At 71.3% G+C, this 17,385-nt stretch carries 16 protein-coding genes; 5 read left to right on the top strand and 11 right to left on the bottom strand.

Translation table 11 applies throughout. The features are described from left to right. Positions 1-301 precede the first annotated feature (301 nt). From hisG to hisS, 3 genes are read right to left on the bottom strand one after another with little or no spacing between them, the layout of a single operon-like run. Positions 302-1,252, bottom strand: a complete 951-nt coding sequence (gene hisG / locus AC1RN5_RS18395; RefSeq protein ID WP_493042689.1) for an ATP phosphoribosyltransferase — start codon at positions 1,250-1,252, stop codon at positions 302-304. Next, on the bottom strand, positions 1,249-2,385 hold the full coding sequence (locus tag AC1RN5_RS18390; protein ID WP_493042687.1) for an ATP phosphoribosyltransferase regulatory subunit: 1,137 nt from the start codon (positions 2,383-2,385) through the stop codon (positions 1,249-1,251). The genes hisG and AC1RN5_RS18390 overlap by 4 nt, the downstream gene beginning before the upstream one ends. Next, complete coding sequence (gene hisS / locus AC1RN5_RS18385) at positions 2,382-3,854, bottom strand: histidine--tRNA ligase (protein ID WP_493042686.1); 1,473 nt, start codon at positions 3,852-3,854, stop codon at positions 2,382-2,384. The genes AC1RN5_RS18390 and hisS overlap by 4 nt, the downstream gene beginning before the upstream one ends. A gap of 372 nt (positions 3,855-4,226) precedes the next feature. On the opposite strand from hisS, the gene AC1RN5_RS18380 reads away from it, so the two are divergent. Beyond that, entirely contained in the window at positions 4,227-4,985 is a 759-nt protein-coding gene (locus AC1RN5_RS18380; RefSeq protein ID WP_493042683.1) for a siderophore-interacting protein, read from the top strand. A 6-nt stretch (positions 4,986-4,991) separates the two neighbouring features. Here the strand turns inward: AC1RN5_RS18380 and AC1RN5_RS18375 are convergent, their stop codons facing one another. Beyond that, entirely contained in the window at positions 4,992-5,861 is an 870-nt protein-coding gene (locus tag AC1RN5_RS18375; RefSeq protein ID WP_493042681.1) for an SDR family NAD(P)-dependent oxidoreductase, read from the bottom strand. 18 nt (positions 5,862-5,879) lie between these two features. After that, the gene (pgi, locus tag AC1RN5_RS18370) at positions 5,880-7,493 is read right to left on the bottom strand and encodes a glucose-6-phosphate isomerase (RefSeq protein WP_493042679.1); all 1,614 of its coding nucleotides are present in this window, start codon (positions 7,491-7,493) and stop codon (positions 5,880-5,882) included. A 99-nt stretch (positions 7,494-7,592) separates the two neighbouring features. Here pgi and AC1RN5_RS18365 point away from each other — a divergent pair, with 99 nt between their 5' ends. Beyond that, the gene (locus tag AC1RN5_RS18365; protein WP_493042678.1) at positions 7,593-8,033 is read left to right on the top strand and encodes a hypothetical protein; all 441 of its coding nucleotides are present in this window, start codon (positions 7,593-7,595) and stop codon (positions 8,031-8,033) included. Here AC1RN5_RS18365 and AC1RN5_RS18360 read toward each other — a convergent pair. After that, on the bottom strand, positions 8,030-10,165 hold the full coding sequence (locus AC1RN5_RS18360) for a protein-disulfide reductase DsbD family protein (RefSeq protein ID WP_493042675.1): 2,136 nt from the start codon (positions 10,163-10,165) through the stop codon (positions 8,030-8,032). The two genes, AC1RN5_RS18365 and AC1RN5_RS18360, sit on opposite strands and share 4 nt — an antisense overlap. A gap of 140 nt (positions 10,166-10,305) precedes the next feature. Here AC1RN5_RS18360 and AC1RN5_RS18355 point away from each other — a divergent pair, with 140 nt between their 5' ends. Next, a complete protein-coding gene (locus AC1RN5_RS18355) occupies positions 10,306-10,698 on the top strand; it encodes an acyl dehydratase (protein ID WP_421934098.1) in 393 nt (130 codons plus the stop codon). A 124-nt stretch (positions 10,699-10,822) separates the two neighbouring features. Here the strand turns inward: AC1RN5_RS18355 and AC1RN5_RS18350 are convergent, their stop codons facing one another. Further along, entirely contained in the window at positions 10,823-11,623 is an 801-nt protein-coding gene (locus tag AC1RN5_RS18350) for a SapC family protein (protein ID WP_493042672.1), read from the bottom strand. A 195-nt stretch (positions 11,624-11,818) separates the two neighbouring features. On the opposite strand from AC1RN5_RS18350, the gene AC1RN5_RS18345 reads away from it, so the two are divergent. Beyond that, entirely contained in the window at positions 11,819-12,703 is an 885-nt protein-coding gene (locus tag AC1RN5_RS18345; RefSeq protein ID WP_493042670.1) for a MaoC/PaaZ C-terminal domain-containing protein, read from the top strand. Positions 12,704-12,755: 52 nt separating this feature from the next. Continuing rightward, entirely contained in the window at positions 12,756-13,550 is a 795-nt protein-coding gene (locus tag AC1RN5_RS18340; protein ID WP_493042668.1) for an acid phosphatase, read from the top strand. A gap of 118 nt (positions 13,551-13,668) precedes the next feature. On the opposite strand, the gene aguB is transcribed toward AC1RN5_RS18340, so the two are convergent. From aguB to AC1RN5_RS18320, 4 genes are all read right to left on the bottom strand, one after another. Continuing rightward, positions 13,669-14,547, bottom strand: a complete 879-nt coding sequence (aguB, locus tag AC1RN5_RS18335; RefSeq protein ID WP_493042666.1) for an N-carbamoylputrescine amidase — start codon at positions 14,545-14,547, stop codon at positions 13,669-13,671. Further along, positions 14,547-15,557 (bottom strand): agmatine deiminase family protein, encoded by a 1,011-nt coding sequence (locus AC1RN5_RS18330; protein ID WP_493042664.1) that lies wholly within the window; start codon positions 15,555-15,557, stop codon positions 14,547-14,549. The genes aguB and AC1RN5_RS18330 overlap by 1 nt, the downstream gene beginning before the upstream one ends. Before the next feature lie 331 nt (positions 15,558-15,888). Beyond that, entirely contained in the window at positions 15,889-16,362 is a 474-nt protein-coding gene (locus AC1RN5_RS18325; protein ID WP_493042662.1) for a nuclear transport factor 2 family protein, read from the bottom strand. Positions 16,363-16,427: 65 nt separating this feature from the next. Next, entirely contained in the window at positions 16,428-17,240 is an 813-nt protein-coding gene (locus AC1RN5_RS18320; protein WP_493042661.1) for a helix-turn-helix domain-containing protein, read from the bottom strand. Positions 17,241-17,385 lie beyond the last annotated feature (145 nt).

The raw sequence follows: 17,385 nt of genomic DNA, 5'->3' as shown, positions 1-17,385 counted from the left end.
AATCGGGCTTCAACTTTTTTGACTCATGTGTCAAAATTTGTGTCGGACAAAAATTTGGCCCGCTGCGGGGGATAATCGCAGCGGGCCTTATTTTGAGCCGTAGCTCTTATTGAGCGGGCGTTTCCTCCCCGAAACGCCGGAGACTGTCGAACTAGTGTCGCCATGTCTCTCGCAGGACTGAGAAAACGGCAATTTCTCGCCCGAGTCAATGCGTTGAAATCCGCCGGGCGGCTTAATTTCGATCAGATTTTCGCGATCCCGTGGATTCAACCGCCAGACGGCGTTGTTTTTGACTCAAGAGTCAATTCTTGACGCGTTGAGCGAGAGTCTCGAACGCGACACAACTTGTCTCAAACACGAAGTCGGGCCGCGAGGCGGTGACCGGGCCTCGTCCGCGCGCGGTGAGCAGGGTCGAGATCGCCGCGATGCGGTCGACGGGGACCAGCAGGCCGTGCGGCCGCCGCGAGGCGCCGGCGGCCACCAGCTCGTCGATCAAGGCGTCTTCCTTGTCGCCGGCCGGCCAGACAAGGGTGGCGCTCTCATGGGCCGTGGCCCGGGCCTCGATGACCCGCAGCAGGTGTTCGGCCACCGCCAGCTGATCGTCGGACCAGGTGGCGCGAAGGGAGGCGGCGAGCTGGGCCTGGCTCTTCAGGATCACCCCGTCGGCGAGGATCTTCAGGCCGTTGGCCAGCAGGGTGGCGCCGGTGGTGGTGATGTCGACGATCAGCTCGGCGGCCCCGGCCGCCGGAGCCCCCTCGGTGGCGCCGCCGGACTCGGTGATCCGGTAGTCGGCCACCCCGTGGCGGGCGAAGAAGGTCCGCGTCTGCACCAGGTACTTGGTGGCCACCCGCATGCGCCGGCCCGTACGGGCCAGGACATCGTGGGCCACCTCCTCCAGGTCGGCCATGGTGTCGACGTCGAGCCAGCTCTTGGGCACGGCCACCACCAGGTCGGCGCGGCCGAAGCCCAGGGCCCGCAGCAGCAGGGCGCGGCTGTCCAGGTCCCCGCCGCGTTCGCGCAACAGGTCCTCGCCGGTGATTCCCAGGTGGACCTCGCCGGCGTCCAGGGCCTCGGCGATGTCGCCGGCCGACAGCAGGCGCACCTGGGCGCCGGCCAGGCCCTTGATCTCGGCCATGTAGCCCCGCGCCCCGCCGCTCACCGACAGCTTCAGCCCGCAGTCGGTCAGCCAGGCCTCGACCTGCTCCTTCAGACGGCCCTTGGAGGGCACCGCGATGATCAGGGGACCGCTCATGCCTCGCCTCCCGCAAAGGCGCGCCAGGGGCGGACCATGCAGCCCACCGCCCGCGCGCCGGCCGGTCCGCCCAGGCGGGCGGGCAGGCCGTCATAGCGCCCGCCCACGGCCACCGGCCGGTCGGCGCCAAGCGCCGTGGAGCGGACCTCGAAGGTCAGGCCGTCATAATATTCGAAGGCGTGGCCGAGCGCGGTGGCCAGCATCAGTCCGCCGGCCGGCGCGCCGGCCTGGACCAGGAGGGCCAGCCGCGTCTCCCATTCGGCCAGGGCCGCGGCGAAGGGGCCGGCCTTGGGTCCGGCGATGTCGCGCAGGGCCGCGAGGGCCGCGGCCGGCGTGTCGGCCACGGCCAGGAAACGGCGCAGGCTGTCGGCCTGCTTCAAGGTGAGCGCCGGGGCGGTTACCGCCTCGGCCCGGCGGATCAGGCGTTGGGCGATCTCGGCGGGGCCGCGGCCCCCCACGGGCTCGATCCCGGCCAGGGCCCAGACCTCCTCCAGCAGGATCGCGGCCTGGTCCGGCGAGCGGCTGGCCAGCAGATCGGCCAGGGCGCTGCTCTCCACCGCCCGCGGCTCGGCGCCGGCGCGGGCCAGTTCGGCCTGCAGCAGACGGGGCCGCGAGGCCGCGCGCTTCAGGCGGGCGGCCAGGGACGGGGCCAGGTCCAGGCTGTCGACGAAGGCGGCGAACAGGGCGATGTCCCCCAGCCAGAGCAGCAGGTCGTCGCGGCCCCCGGCCAGGGCCGAGCGCCAGGCGAGCGCAGCGATCTCGGCGTCGGCCTCCAGGGTCGGCACGCCGGGCGCGTCGAAGCGCTCCAGTCCGATCTGCACGAACTCCTCGGGCCGGTCGGGATGGTCGGGCGAAGCGCGGAAGGCCTTGCCCTCATAGTAATAGCGGCCCGACGCCGCGCCGGCGTCCAGGTGCAGGCGGGTCACCGGCACGGTGAAGTCGGGCCTCAGGCAGGACTCCTGCCCTCCCTCGGCCTGGACCACGAACAGCCGCGCGCGCATGGCCTCGCCCGCCAGCTCCAGCAGCAGGCCCAGCGGCTGCAGGATCGGGGCGTCGACGCTCGATGCGCCGTCGCTCAGGGGCGCGCGGATGGCGGCCAGGGCCTCGGTGGGAACCCGCGGTTCGGCCCTCATTTCGGCGCGTCCAGAATGCGGCGCAGGGCCGGGATCAGCTCGGCGCGCGGGATGGTCTGCTGGCCGGGCCGCTGCTCGCGCCACTCGGCGTTGTCGGTGACCGCGGCGGAGAGTTCGCGGCCGAGGTCCAGGTCCTTGATCGTCACCGTGCCGGCGGCGATCTCGTCGCCCCCCAGCATGATGGCGGCCGGCGCCATCCGGCGGTCGGCGTACTTCATCTGCGGCCGCATGCCCGAGCTGCCGAGATAGACCTCCGCGGCGATGCCGGCGGCGCGCAGCTCCCCCACCACGCCGTAATAGGCGGGCATGTCCTCGCTGTTGAAGGCGATGACCACGACAGGGCCGCGCACGTCGCCGCCCAGGTCCCGCCCCGCCGCCCGCAGGGCCGAGGCCAGGCGCGAGACCCCGAAGGAGAAGCCGGTGGCCGGGACCTGTTCCCCGGTGAAGCGGGCCACCAGGTCGTCATAGCGCCCGCCGCCGCCCACCGAGCCGAACCGCACCGGGGCGCCGGTCTCGTCCTTGGTGGCCAGCAGCAGCTCGGCCTCGAAGACCGGGCCGGTATAGTATTCCAGTCCCCGCACGATGGACGGGTCGAACATCGCCCGGTCGGGGGCGACTCCCATGCCGATCAGCGCCTTGTCGATCCGCGACAGCTCCTCCAGGCCCGCGTCGCCCTCCGGCGAGCCGCCGATGACATTGGCGATACGGTCGAGGGTCTCGGAGCGGCCCTCGGCCCCGGCGGCGGTGAAGGCCAGCACGGCCTCGGCGGCCGCGGTTCCCAGGCCAGCCCCCTTGGTGAAGGCGCCGGACTCGTCCTTGCGGCCCTCCCCCAGCAGCAGGCGCACGCCTTCGGCGCCCAGGCGGTCGAGCTTGTCCACGGCGCGCAGCACTGCCAGCTTCTGGCCCTCGGTGGTGACGCCGGCGGTGGCCAGCAGGCCGTTCAAAAGCTTGCGGTTGTTGATCTTGATGACATAGGCGCCGGCCGGCAGGCCCGCGGCCGTCAGGCCGTCGGCGGCCATGGCGATGATCTCGGCGTCGGCCTCGGGGCGGGCCGAGCCCACCGTGTCGGCGTCGCACTGGGTGAACTCGCGGAAGCGGCCGGGACCGGGCTTCTCGTTGCGCCAGACCGTCCCGAAGGCGTAGCGGCGGAAGGGCTTGGGCAGGGTCTCCCAATTCTGGGCGACGAACCGGGCGAGCGGCGCGGTCAGGTCGTAGCGCAGGGCCATCCACTGCTCGTCGTCGTCCTGAAGGGCGAAGACCCCCTCATTGGGGCGGTCGGCGTCCGGCAGGAACTTCCCCAGCGCGTCGGCATATTCCAGGGCCCCGGTGTCGAAGGCCTCGAAACCGTAGCGTTCATAGACCTCGGAAACCTTGGCCAGGATCTGGCGCTCGGCGGTGAGGTCCCGCGCGCGGCGGTCGTTGAAGCCGCGCGGCGCGCGGGCTTCCGGACGTGTCGGGTCATTCGTCATGGCGCGCGCTTAAGCGATGGCGGCGCGCGCGGCAAGGCGCGGGCGCAGGCGTTGCGGCAAAGGGGCGGAGAATTCCATCGTCGGTATCCCTGAAAGCTGGGGTTCGACGGATGGCGCCTGGCGGTCTCGCTCAAGCCCCATCCGCGTCTGCGGGGGGCTCGGCGCCGGGGAATTTAGGCCAAACGCCCCCGGCCGAGCCCGCCGTGGCGGGTCGCATGGTGGTGGCCGTGGTGGAGCGCGGTGGCGGTCATTGCGGGCGGGCCTATAGCGCGGCCGATGGAGGATGGCGAGTCCCCTCGCCAGATGAGAGCCGCTTGCAAAGATATATCGTCTGTGTTTCGATATATCTCGATAGCAACGACGAGCCTCCCCATGACCGACACCTTCACCGCCACCCGCCCCCTTCGCCCCCCCATGCCGCTCTGGCCCCTCACCGTGGTCGAGGCGCGCGACCTGACCCCGCACATGCGCCGCATCACCTTTTCCGCCGAGGACCTGACCGGGTTCGAGCACCGCCCAGGCCAGGACCTGGTGCTGATGATGACCGGCGACGACGGCCAGCCGGGGCGCCGCCACTACACGATCCGCTCGGCCGACAGGGCGGCGAACCGGCTGGACATCGACTTCGTCCTGCACGGCCACGGCGGCCCCGCCGAGCGCTGGGCCCTGGCCGCCAAGCCTGGCGACCGGCTGGAGGCGCGGGGCCCGCGCGGCCACACCATGATCGCCCCGGCCGCCGACTGGCATGTCTTCGTCGGCGACGAAACCTGCCTGCCGGGGATCTTCGCTATGATCGAGAGCCTGCCGGCGGGGGCCAAGGCCTTCGCCTTCCTCGAGGTCGCCGAGAAGGCCGACCAGCAGGCTCTGGACGCCGCCTGCGACGTCGAGCTGGAATGGCTGGTGCGCGGCGGCCCCGCCGTCCCCGGCAGTCCGCGCCTGATCGACCGCCTGGCCCTCTTCGCGCCGCGCCCCGGCCGCGGCCACGCCTATGTCATCGGCGAGACCAGCACCGTGCGGGCCCAGCGCCAGGGCCTGCTGGCCCGCGGCTTCGCCAAGGACCAGATCAGCGCCGAGGGCTACTGGCGCCCCGGCCGCCAGGGCGGCCACGACCACATCCGCGACGAGGGCTGAGTCGGCTCAGTCGGCCTGGGCCATGCCGCTGAGGTCGGGGGTCTTGTAGTCCATGCCGGCCAGGGCCGGGCTGGCGGCGGCGGCGTCGAAGGCGGCCATCAGACCCGCGAACCGCGCCTCCACGAAGGGCCGCATGTCCGGGTGGGTGAAGATGTAGCGCTCGCCGGCCTGCACCGCCTCCAGCACCCGACGGCCGACCCGCTCGGGGTCGATGCCGCTGTCCACCAGGGAGGCGGCGGCCACCGGACTGTCCACCGGCCCGCCGAACTGGGCCTGGCGGGTGCGACCCGACTGGTTGATCTTGGTCTTCACGAAGCCGGGGCAGAGCACGGCGACATTGATGTTCTCCGGCGCCAGTTGGCCCGCCCAGCCCTCCGACATGGCCACCACCGCGAACTTGGTGGCGCTGTAGGGCTCCATGCCGGGCGGGGAGATCATCCCGGCCATGGAGGCGGTGTTGACGAAGGTCCCACCCTCGCCGTGCGAACGGATCAGCGGCAGGAAGGTCTCCATGCCGTAGACCACCCCCATCAGGTTCACCGCCAGGACCCAGTCCCAGTCGGAGTGGCGCACCTGATCGATGGGCCCGCCGGCGCCGACCCCGGCGTTGTTGCAGACCACGTGCACCTTGCCGAAGGTCTCGATGGTCTTGGCCGCGGCGGCCTCCACGGCGTTGCGGATGGCCACGTCGCAGAGCACGCCGCTGGCGCGGATCTGGCGCTCCTCCAGGTCCTTCACGGCGGCGGCCAGGGGCGCCTCCTCGATGTCGGCCAGCATGACGTTCATGCCCGCCTCGCCGAAGGCGTGGGCCATGGCCAGGCCAAGGCCGCTGGCGCCGCCGGTGATGAAAGCGGTCTTGCCGGTCAGGTCGCGCATGGGAGTTCCTTCAGAGATCTAGCGTTTGAGCCGCGCGACGAGATCGGCGGTGGAGGGATCATGGACGCCGGGCGCGCCACCTTCCAGTTCGGCGAGGATGCGGGTGGCCAGAGTCTTGCCCAGTTCCACCCCCCACTGGTCGAAGCTGTTGATCCCCCAGAGCACGCCCTCGACGAAGACCTTGTGCTCATGCAGGGCGATCAGGGCGCCCAGGGCCTCCGGCGTCAGGGCCTGCATCAGGATGAAGCTGGAGGGGCGGTCGCCTAGGAAGGTCCGCTGGGGGGCCAGGACGTCCATCTCGGCCGCCGGCAGGCCCTGGGCGGCGAGCTCCTCGCGCACATCGGCCTCGCTGCGGCCCACCATTAGAGCCTCGGCCTGGGCGATGACGTTGGCCAGCAGGATGGTGTGGTTGGCCGGTTCACCCTCCGAGCTCGTGGCCACCGCCACGAAGTCCACCGGGATCACGTCGGTCCCCTGGTGCAGCATCTGGAAGAAGGCGTGCTGGCCATTGGTGCCGGCGTCGCCGAACACCGAGGCCGCCGTGGCGTGGGCCACCGGCCTGCCCTGGGCGTCCGTCCGCTTGCCGTTGGATTCCATCTCCAGCTGCTGCAGGAAGCTGGGGAACAGGCGCAGCCGCGCCGCATAGGGGATCACCGCGCGGAGCGGCCGGTCCAGGCCGTCGCGGTTGAAGACGTGAGCGAGCGCCAGCAGCACCGGGGCGTTGAGCATCAGCGGCGTGCGCTTGAAATGCGCGTCCATGGCCGCGCCGCCCGCCAGCAGGCGCTCGAAGACGTCGTAGCCCAGGCCGATGGCGCAGGAGAGCCCCACCGCCGACCAGATCGAATAGCGGCCCCCGACCCAGTCCCAGAAGGCGAAGACCTGGTCGGCCGGGACGCCGAAGGCCCGGGCCGTGTGCGGCGCGGCCGACACCGCCACCAGATGGGCGTCGCCCGCGGAGCCCAGCGCTGCGCGCAGCCAGGCGCGGACCACCTGCGCATTGGCCAGGGTCTCGTCGGTCGTGAAGGACTTGGAGACCACCACCACCAGGGTCTGCGCGGGATCGAGGCCGGCCAGGGCCAGGGCCGTCTCCGACGGGTCCACATTGGCGGCGAAGCGGAGCTCGATGTCCGGATTCAACGGCCGCAGGGCCTCCCAGACCAGCCGGGGCCCGAGGTCCGAGCCGCCGATGCCGATATGGACGATGGCCTTGAAGGGCTTGCCGGTCGCGCCCGTCCTGGCGCCGGAGCGCACGGCCTCGGCGAAGGCGCGCATGGCGCCGCGGATGGTCTCGACCTCGCGGGACACCGGGACCCCGTCGGCCTTGAAGTCCGAACCGTCGGGCGCCCGCAGGGCCATGTGCAGGGCCGCCCGGCCCTCGGAGCCGTTGACCCGTTCTCCCGCCCACAGGCGGTTGCGGGCGGCCTCCACGTCGCAGGCCCTGGCCAGGGTCAGGGCGGTGTCGAGATCCCCCAGGGACCAGGGCTGCTTGGAAAGGTCGATCCGCAGGCCGGCGGCCTCCACCACCATCTTCTCCATCCGCTCGGGCTCGATGGCGAACAGGCCCGCGATCGGGTCGCGGGCGGCGACGGCGGCGTTCTTCAGGTTGGTCCAGGCGGCGTCACGGGTCGTCATCAAGCTGGCCTTCAAGTCGCGCGGTAGGATCGCGTTTACCATGTTGCGGCTAGGTGGAGCGCACAGTCCCCTGTCTTAGTTCGCGCAACGAGGATCGTCATGTCCTGCGACGCCGCCGCTTCCCTCGCCTTCCTCTGGCTCGCCGCCACCGGCCCGGTCTCGCCCGGCGCGGGCCTCAGCACGCCGCCCTCGGCCGTGGCGACCGAGCCGCTCTTCGCCGATATCGTCAAGCGCGCCGGCGCCCTGAAGGCCCAGGTGGACGGCGTGCGGGCCGGCAAGGCCCTGCCCCCCACCTTCAAGACCGAGATCGGCGAGTTGGCCGCCCTGGACATGCAGGGCCACCTGCTGCTGGCTCAGCGCGGCACCGACGGCGATCTGAAGTGCATCCTGCGCGGCATCTCCCAGGACCTGCCCCTGAAGCTCGACGCCGTCACCGCCGCCGCGACCCCCAAGGACCGCGACCTGGCCCTGCGCGACATGGCCTATCTGCTGAACGACAATGTCGAGGTCATCACCGCCCCGCCGAGCGCGCCGGTCTAGCTGGCCTTCGCCTTGTCCAGGGCCTTGGCCACCAGGGCCGGGGTGAGGAACTGGGGCAGGATCTTCGGCTCGGGGTCCGTCACCCCATAGACGAGATAGAGCGGCACCCCGGCCCGGCCGTGGCGGGCCAGTTCGGCGGCGATCACCGCGTCCTTCCGCGTCCAATCGGCCTTCAGATAGACCGCGCCGGTGCGGGCGAAGGCCTCGGCGGCCTCGGCCGTGCCGAAGGCCACCTTCTCATTGACCTGGCAGGTGACGCACCAGGCGGCGGTGAAGTTGACGAAGACCGGCTTGCCCGCCGCGCGCGCCGCCGCCACCGCCTCGGGGCTGTAGACTCCGGCCGGGATGGTCCCCGGCTCGGGCGCCGCCTCGGCGCTGGCGGCGGCCGCGGCGGGCGCGGCGTAGGCCGGAACCAGCACCAGGACGAAGGCGCCGATGGCCAGCAGAGCCCCGACGCCGGCCAGGACCAGGGGCTTGCCGCCCTGCGCCTGCCGGCGTTGCGCCAGGCCCAGGATCCAGGCGGCCAGGGCCAGGACCACGGCGGCCGCCAGGATGCGGGCCAGGCCCATCTCGCCGGCCTGGACGGTCAGCACCCAGACCAGCCAGGCCGCGGCCCCGTACATCGGGAAGGCCATCAGCTTCTTGAAGGTCTCCATCCAGGGACCGGGCTTGGGCAGCCGGGTCAGCAGGGCGGGCGCGAAGGCCGCCAGGGTGAAGGGGGCGGCGAAGCCGAGGCCCAGGCCCAGGAAGACCGCCAGGGCCACCGGCTCGCTCTGGGTCAGGGCCCAGCCCAGGGCCGGGCCCATGAAGGGCGCCGTGCAGGGGGCGGCCACCACGACGGCGAGCGCCCCGGTGAAGAAGGCGCCGGCCAGGCCGCGCCGGGAGGCCAGGCCCGTGCCGACCCCCTGCAGGGAGGTCCCGACCTCGAACAGGCCCGACAGGTTCAGGGCCACGGCCAACATCAGCAGGGCCAGGCCCGCCACCACCACCGGCGACTGCAACTGGAAGCCCCAGCCCACCGCCGAGCCGCCGGCCCGGATGGCGATCAGCACGCCGGCCAGGCTCAGGAAGGTGGCGAGCACGCCGGCCAGGAAGGCCAGGCCCTGGGCCCGGGCCGCGGCGTGCTCATGCCCATGCCCGGCCAGGGAGGTGGCCTTCATGGCCAGGATCGGGAAGACGCAGGGCATCAGGTTGAGCACCAGCCCCCCCAACAGGGCGTAGACGAAGGCGAGCGCCAGGCCGAGGCCCGCCCCGGGGGCGGCCGCGCTCGGCCTGGCCGGCGGCGCGCCGAGGCCCGAGCTGCCCGGCGGGGGCGGACCCTCGGCGGCGGTCAGCTCATAGGCCTGGCCGCCCAGGCTCAACACCCCGTCGAGGGCCTTGGGCGCGGTCCCCTTGGTGAAGTCGTAGCCGGGGGTCAGGACCAGAGTCAGGCCCTCGGCGCCGCGCTCGATGCCCTGGGGCTTGGCGTGGTCGATGACCGTGGACTTGAAGGGATAGAAATAGGCGTCGGCCAGGTCCGCGCGCGTCAGGGGCGCGCCGGTGACGGCGAGGCTGAGGCCGCCTGCGGTGCGGGCGAAGGTCGCCGTCAGGCCGGCCGGCTTGGGCGCCGCGTCCAGGGCCTTGGCGACGGCCGCCCCCCACCTGGGGTCGGGTTGCGGCGCGGCGGCCACCACCGGCAGGTCCAGGGTCAGGATCGCGTCCTCCGGGACGCAGATCTCCTCGCAGACCAGGAAGGACGCGGCGGCCTTGAGGGTGATGGTCTCGCCGGGCCGGGCGGACTTCGGCGCTGTGATGGCCACCGGCAGCAGCACCTCGCCCTGGTAGCCGTAGTTCATCAGCGGGCCGGTGGGCTGGCGGGTCGGGGGCGCCCAGACGATCTCGCCGGCGGTCCAGCCGGCCGGCAGGGTCCAGTTGATCTGTGTCGCCTCGCCGGAGTCCCCGGAGTTGCGCCAATAGGTGTGCCAGCCCTTCTGGATCTTCTGGCGCAGGGCGACATAGGTGGTTCCGCCCGGCGTGACGCCGGCGTCGCGGGCCACCAGCTCGGCCTCGATGTGCCCGGTCTGGACCGGCGCGGCCTGGGCCGGAAGGGCGAAAGCCGCCGCCATCGCCAGGGCGGCCAGAACTCTCGCCATCAAACGCGTCATGCCGTTGTCCCAAACTGCGCCCAAGGCCGCTATATGGCGTGCGGAGGCCGATCCGCAAAGCGCTCGACTTGTCATCGCCGCGCTCCATCATCGACGAATCAGTTCGGCCAGAGCCGCAGGAGAGTTACGTGCCCGCCCCCTTCGACGAGATCGAGATCGGTCAGGTGGTCTATCTCGGCGAGGTGCGTGTGGACGCCCGCGCCCTGGAGTCCTTCATCGCCGCCTTCGCCCCCGGCTGGCCGGCCGAGCGCGGCGCCCCCGACGCCATGGTCTTCGCCATCTGGACCCGGCTGGACGCCGCCGCGGTGATCAACTGGCCCCAGACCAAGCGCCTGGGGGTCGACGCCCTGCGCTGGGCGCGCAATCCGCCGGCCGGCGAGACCCTGCGCGGCCGCATGACGGTGATGGGCAAGGACCCGGTGGGCGACGGCAAGGGCATCATCATCGCCCAGCACGACCTGCTGGACGAGGCCGGGCGGCTGGTCTTCTCCTGCCTGACCCGCAGCGTCTTCGCCCGCTGACGGAGCGTGACAGCCTGAACTGGGAACCGGTTCAGGCGCCTGTCACGCGACAAACCAAGACGCCCTAAAAGAAAACGGCGGGCCCCTTCGAGCCCGCCGCGTCGCAAGTCTCGTTAGGATCGGATCAGGCGTTGGCCGCCAGGGCCGCCTGGTTGGCGCGGAACATCGCCAGGGCGACCAGCCGGTCCCAGCCCACCAGGGACACCAGGTGGGCGTAGATCTGGCCGAGCGCGCCATTGTCCCGCAGCTCCGCCAGCTTGGCCGGCGACAGGGCGTTGAGCTTGTCCTCCGAGACCCCGAAGTACTCGGCGATCTTCTGGGGCTCGCCGGGCGTGCCGTCTTCGTTCATCGGGGTGTGGTTGGCGGTCTTCAGTTCGAAGAGGTCGTTGTCCTTCAGGATCTGGATGAAGCCCTGGGTGCGCTGACGCTCGACCTCGTAGTCGTTGCAGAACTGGATGCAGCTCTTGGTGTAGTCGGTCGGCTCGCCCTTCTCGTCGAAGAAGGCCATGTCGCCGCCCTCGACGATGAACTCGGCGGCGCGGTCGATGCAGAGCACCATCTGCTGGGCCTTGTCGTCATTGGCGAAGACGAAGGGATAGCGGCGGATATAGGCCGGGATGTAGACGCCGGACTCGAACATGCCGTTGTCCTGGACGAACATGTTGTCCCCGGCGTTCAGGCCCATGACGGCCAGAGGCATCTTGTCGTCACCGACGAAGATGATCGGGCCCGAGACGGCGGCCAGGGGGAATTCGGTGACGGTGAGCGGGATCGCGTGGCCGGCCTTGGCGAAGCCGAAGGGGCCGTCGATGCGCTTGACGCCGAGGGTCTTGTGGAGGTCGGGGGTCAGCGGTTCCGGCTTGGAATAGAACAGAACGTTGCCGGTGATCTGGCCGCCCGTGCCGGGCTGAGTGTCGGTCGCCATGAAATGCCTTCGATGTCCTGGGCGCGAAAGAAAGGTGCGAGCGGGTTTTCAAATGACCCGTCTTCGCAGGGTCCGCGCTTCTACCCGATCGGACGGAGGGCGGCAAATGCGCTCGCTCACCGCTTGCTTAGCCCAGGCTGAACCGCTTCAATCCGCCGATTAGAAACGGACCGCTTAGCGGAGGAAATATTTTCAATGGCGATCTTTTATCCCGACATTCTTGACCAGAAGTCCCCGGCCCGCGAATTCACCTATCGCGACAAGGACGTGATGCTCTACGCGCTCGGCGTCGGCATGGGTCAGGACCCCATGAACGAGGACGAGCTGGCCTTCGTCTACGAGAAGAACCTGAAGGTCATCCCCACCGCCGCCACCGTGCTGGCCGCCATGTCGCGGGCCGCCGGCGGCCCCGCCCCAGCCATGCCGGCCGGCCACCGCCCCAGCCAGATCAACTTCCTGATGGTCGTCCACGGCGAGCAGAAGGTCGAGCTCCACAAGCCCCTGCCCACCACCGGCACCTTCACCGCCGAGGGCCGCACCGTCGGCGCCTATGACAAGGGCGAGGGCAAGGGGGCGGTGATCGTCAACGAGACCGTCTGGAAGGACGACAAGGGCGAGAAGGTCGCCACCCTGACCGGCTCCACCTTCGCCCGCGGCGACGGCGGCTTCGGCGGCCCGTCGGAGGGCGCCCCGGAACCCCACGTGGTCCCCACGCGCAAGGCCGACCTGTCGGTGGACTTCACCACCCGCGAGGACCAGGCCCTGCTCTACCGCCTGAACGGCGACCGCAACCCGCTGCACTCCGACCCCGACGTCGCCAAGCGCGCCGGCTTCCAGCGGCCGATCCTGCACGGGCTGTGCACCTACGGCATCACCTGCCGCGCCGTGCTGCAGGCCATCACCGGCTTCGACCCCGACCAGATCCTCAGCCACCAGGCCCGCTTCTCGGCTCCGGTGATCCCGGGCGACACCATCACGGTGGACCTCTGGAAGGACGGCAAGAACATCTCCTTCGAGGCCCGCGTGAAGGAGCGCGGCGCCACGGTGATCAAGAACGGCCTGACCGTCCTGCGCGCCTAAAGACCTCCGCGGAGCGGTTCCCCCCACGGGGGAACCGCTCTAAAGAAGGCCTATGATCCAAGGACTTCGCCCCCTCGCGGTCGCGGCCGCCACCCTGTCGCTGGCCGCCTGCGCCATGCTCCCGCAGCTCTCCGGCAAGGCGCCGGAGGACGCCTCGCTGAACTCGGCCGCCGGCCCCATCCCCACCAAGCTGACCGGCTACCTGACCACCGGCGACCTCGACGGCGCGGCCCTGCTGGGCCCGCCGCCGGCCGACGGCAGCCTGCGCGGCCAGGCCGACCGCGCCCAGTACAACGAGACCCGGTCCATGGCCGGCTCGGCCCGCTGGACCCAGGCCATCCAGGACAACGACATCTGGGCCGGCGGGGCCCTGCGGAGCTACGCCTGCGCGGCGGGCAAGGCCATCGGGCCCCAGCCGACCCCGGCCCTCTACCGCCTGCTGCACCGGGTGGAGCTGGACGTGCGCACCATCGGCAAGCCGGCCAAGGACCACTATGGCCGCCTGCGGCCGATGATCGGCGACAGCCAGCAGATCTGCGTGCCGCGCGAGGACTGGATGAAGACCAACGCCTCCTACCCCTCGGGCCACGCCATGGTGGGCTGGTCCTGGGGGCTGATCCTGGCGGAGCTGGAGCCGGCCAAGGCCGACGGCCTGATGGCGGCGGGCAAGGCGGTGGGGGACAGCCGGGTGATCTGCGGGGTCCACTTCCAGAGCGACATCGAGGCCGGGCGGACCCTGGCCTCGGCCATGGTGGCGCGGCTGCACGGGGACCCGGAATTCCAGAGGGACCTGGCCGCGGCGCGCCGGGAGCTGGCCAAGGCGCCGGCGATGAGCTGCCCCGGCTGACCATATGTCGGCCGTCACGGATGGAGGATTCGGGCTTATCCGCGCAGACGCCTCCACCCTTTAGCCCGCAAGGGTTTGGCGGCCGGCAGACCGACCAACACGTGCCGACAGGTGGCCGTCAGGCGGGCCGCGGGTCCACCAGCGCGCCGTAGAGATCGGTGCGGCGGTCGCGGAAGAAGCCCCAGGCGGCGCGGTGGGCGGCCAGGAAGTCCAGGTCGAAGCTGGCGCTCAGCACCCCCTCCTCCTGGCGGCCGAGGGCGGCCACCAGGTCGCCGCGATGGTCGGCGATGAAGGACGAGCCGTAGAAGGCCTGGCCGCCGTTCGGATAGTTGTCCCACGGCTCGAAGCCGATGCGGTTGGCGCCCACCACCGGGATGACGTTGGAGACCGCGTGGCCCTGCATGGCGCGCCGCCAGGGGGCGGCGGTGTCGAGGGTGTCGTCGTGCGGCTCGCTGCCGATGGCGGTGGGATAGAGCAGCACCTCGGCGCCCATCAGGGTCATGGCGCGGGCCGCCTCCGGGTACCACTGGTCCCAGCAGATCCCCGTGCCGACGCGGCCGAAGCGGGTGTCCCAGACCTTGAAGCCGGTGTCGCCGGGGCGGAAATAGTACTTCTCCTGATAGCCCGGCCCGTCGGGGATGTGGCTCTTGCGATAGACCCCCATCAGCGACCCGTCGGCGTCCACCATCACCAGGCTGTTGAAGTAGTGGGGGCCCTCCCGCTCGAAGATGGAGATGGGCAGGACCACGCCGAGTTCGGCGGCCAGCGGCGCGAGCGCTGTGACGCAGGGATGCTCGCGCCAGGGATGGGCCTGGGCGAACCACTGCTCCTCCTGGGTGACGCAGAAATAGGGACCCTGGAACAGCTCCGAGGGCAGGATCACCTGGGCGCCCTGGTCGGCGGCCTGACGGATCAGGTCGGCGGTCTTGGCGATATTGGCCTCCAGGTCCATCCCATAGGATGTCTGCAGGGCGGCGACGGTCAGGGTGCGGGCCATCAGGCGGGCTCCTGCTGGGTGATGCAGTGGAAGGAACCGCCGCCGGTGAGGATGGCGTCCGAAGGCAGGCCGATGATCTCACGGCCCGGGAAGACGCTGGCGAGCGCCTCCAGGGCCAGTTCGGCGGCGCGCTTGTCGCCGTCATAGGTGGGCATGACCACCGCCCCGTTGGCGATGATGAAGTTCATGTGGCTGGCGGGCGCGGCCCCGCCCTCGTGGCTCTCGATCCAGCCCGGCGAGGGGACGCGGACCACCTTGAGCTTGCGGCCCTCGGCGTCGGTCATGGCGGCCAGGTCGCGGGCGCAGGCGTCATAGGCGTAGACGTTCACATCGCCCCGGCCCCAGGCCACCGGGCAGACCACGACGCCCGGCGCCACGAAGCGGGCGAGGTTGTCGACATGGCCGTCGGTGTGGTCGTTGGCGAGGCCGTCGCCGAGCCACAGCACCTTGCGGGCGCCGAGCGATCGGGCGAGCTCGACCTCGGCGGCCTGCGCCGTCCAGCCGGGGTTGCGGTTGGGATTGAGCAGGCACTGGCCGGTGGTGAGGATGGTGCCCGCGCCATCATGGTCCAGGGAGCCGCCCTCCAGGATGATCTCCTGCTGGATCAGCGGCGCGCCGCTGGCCGTGGCGATCTGGGCGGCCACGGTGTCGTCGCCCTCCATCTCGTACTTGCCGCCCCAGCCGTTGAAGCGGAAGCCGCGCGCCTCGTCGCCCGCCGGGCCCTTGGCGAAGATCGGCCCGGTGTCGCGCAGCCAGATGTCGCCGAACACGCCGGCCACGATCTCGACGCCCGGCACGTCGCCCAACAGACGCCGCGCGGCGGCCTCGCCCTGCGGCGAGCCGGTCATCAGGCGCACGCGCTCCCGGCCCGGGCCGGCCAGGGCGCGGGCCAGCGCCCCCACCTGGGCCTGGGCCAGGGCCAGGTCTTCGGCCCAGAGCTCCTCATGGCTGGGGAAGCCCAGCCACATGGCCTTGTGGGGCGCCCATTCGGCGGGAACGAGAACAGTCATCGGCGGCCCTGAAGCTGGCGCGTGACGGTCGCCAAAACCGGTATCCACTTTTGGCTGTCACGCGCTGTGTTGGACGCGCGAAATGGGCGGTGCAGCGCACGGCGTCAAGCGGCGCTGAAGAGAGAGCGCGGCGTTCCCAGCTTCCCCCACGCATGTGGGGGACGTGCCGCAAGGCTTGGCGCAGCCAAGACGCGTGACGATGGGGGTGAGAGTCTGACAGGCCGCGCGTTTCAGATACGCACCCCCATCGACCCTCCAGCCAAGAGGCTGTCGGGCCACTTCCCCCACCTGCGTGGGGGAAGCTGGGGCGCGAAAGGCCCTCCGGTTCTCCCTACCCCGGTCCCGCGCCCACGGCGGCGGGCAGGTCGGTGGAGGCCTGGCCGAAGACGTAGCGCCAGCCCTGGGGCGTGCGGACATAGGTGTCGCTGAACCAGAGGCGGCGGTCGAAGGCGCGGCTGCCGCGGACGCCCTTCAGCCACAGGCGGGCGGTGACGATGGCGGTGTCGGGGCCGTAGAGGCGGACGGTCTGGGTGCCGGGGTCCTCCACCTGATGTTCGAAGGCGACCTCGCGCGTCCGCGCCAGGGCCAGCAGGTCCTCGCCGGTATGGACCCCGCCGTCGCCGGTGATGAGGATCATCTGCGGGTGGAGGATCCGGGCCATGGCGGCGGCGTCGTTGCGCTCCACGGCGGCCTGGTAGGCGGTGTCGAGGGCGGCGACGGCGGCGCGGTCCTGGTCGGGGGCGGCGCGGGCCGGGGCCGCGCCCAGGGCCAGCAGGGCGCACAGGGGGTAGAGGGCGGATTTCATGGGGCTTCCTATCGTCGAGCTTGATAGGGGCCGACCTAGCCCGGCCGCGCCGGGCGCGGCTTGCACTATCCTGCCAAACTTCCCCGGGCGATCGCCGAGGGCGCGGCGCCATAGCGGCGGGCGAAGCTGCGGCTGAAGTGGGACAGGTTGTTGAAGCCGCAGGCGTAGCAGGTCTCGGTGACGCTGGCGCCCTGGCCCAGCATCCGGCGGGCGGCCCTCAGGCGGGCCTTGAGCAGGTAGCGGTGGGGCGGGACCCCGGCCAGTTCGGTGAAGACCCGGCTGAAGTGGAACAGGCTCATCCCCACCGAGCGGGCCAGGTCGGAGACGCTGAAGGGCTCGGCGAACTGCGCGTCCAGGCGGTCGCGGACATGGTGCACCCGCTCGGCGTACCAGGCGAAGCTCCGCTCGGTGTAGAGCGGGCCGGGTTCGGCTCCCGGGGCCTCGCGGAAGATCTCGGTGGCGCAGTATTCGGCGAACATGGGCGCGCCCGCCTCCACGGCCCGGGCCAGGCCCCAGCGCAGGTAGCGCAGGCGGTTGCTGGCGCGCAGCACCGGGCGGCCGGCCGCCGCCCAGCTGCCGGCGCGGTCGAAGCCGTCGTCATTGGCCGCCTGGTAGACGATGGACAGGCAGGTGTCGGAAAACCCCGTCCCCTGGAAGGCCGAGCGGAAGGCCATGCCCGGATGGCTGAGCATCACGTCGCCGGGCTCGACCCGCCAGCGCCCCTCGCCGATCTCCAGGTCGAAGGTCCCCTCCTCCACGAAGCTGGCGCGGTAGGCGTCGGAGACGGCGCAGAAGGGCTGGTCCTCGTGTTCGACCGGGTGGTCGAACCGATAGACGGTGAGCTCCGGCGAGCTCCACAGGGGGGTGATCCGCGCCATGCGGAGCTTAGCCTAGGAAGCCGGGCGAGGATTGTCGAGGTGGGGCGCTCGGCGCCCCTCTCCCGCCTGCGGGCGAGGGGTGGGGCTGAGAGACTCAGCCGCAACGAAAAAGGGCGGCCCGGGAGGGCCGCCCTTTCCGCGAAGG

It is taken from the genome of Phenylobacterium sp. GW821-FHT12F10 (genome assembly GCF_058806695.1).
This window is presented reverse-complemented; position numbering and strand designations above follow the sequence as displayed.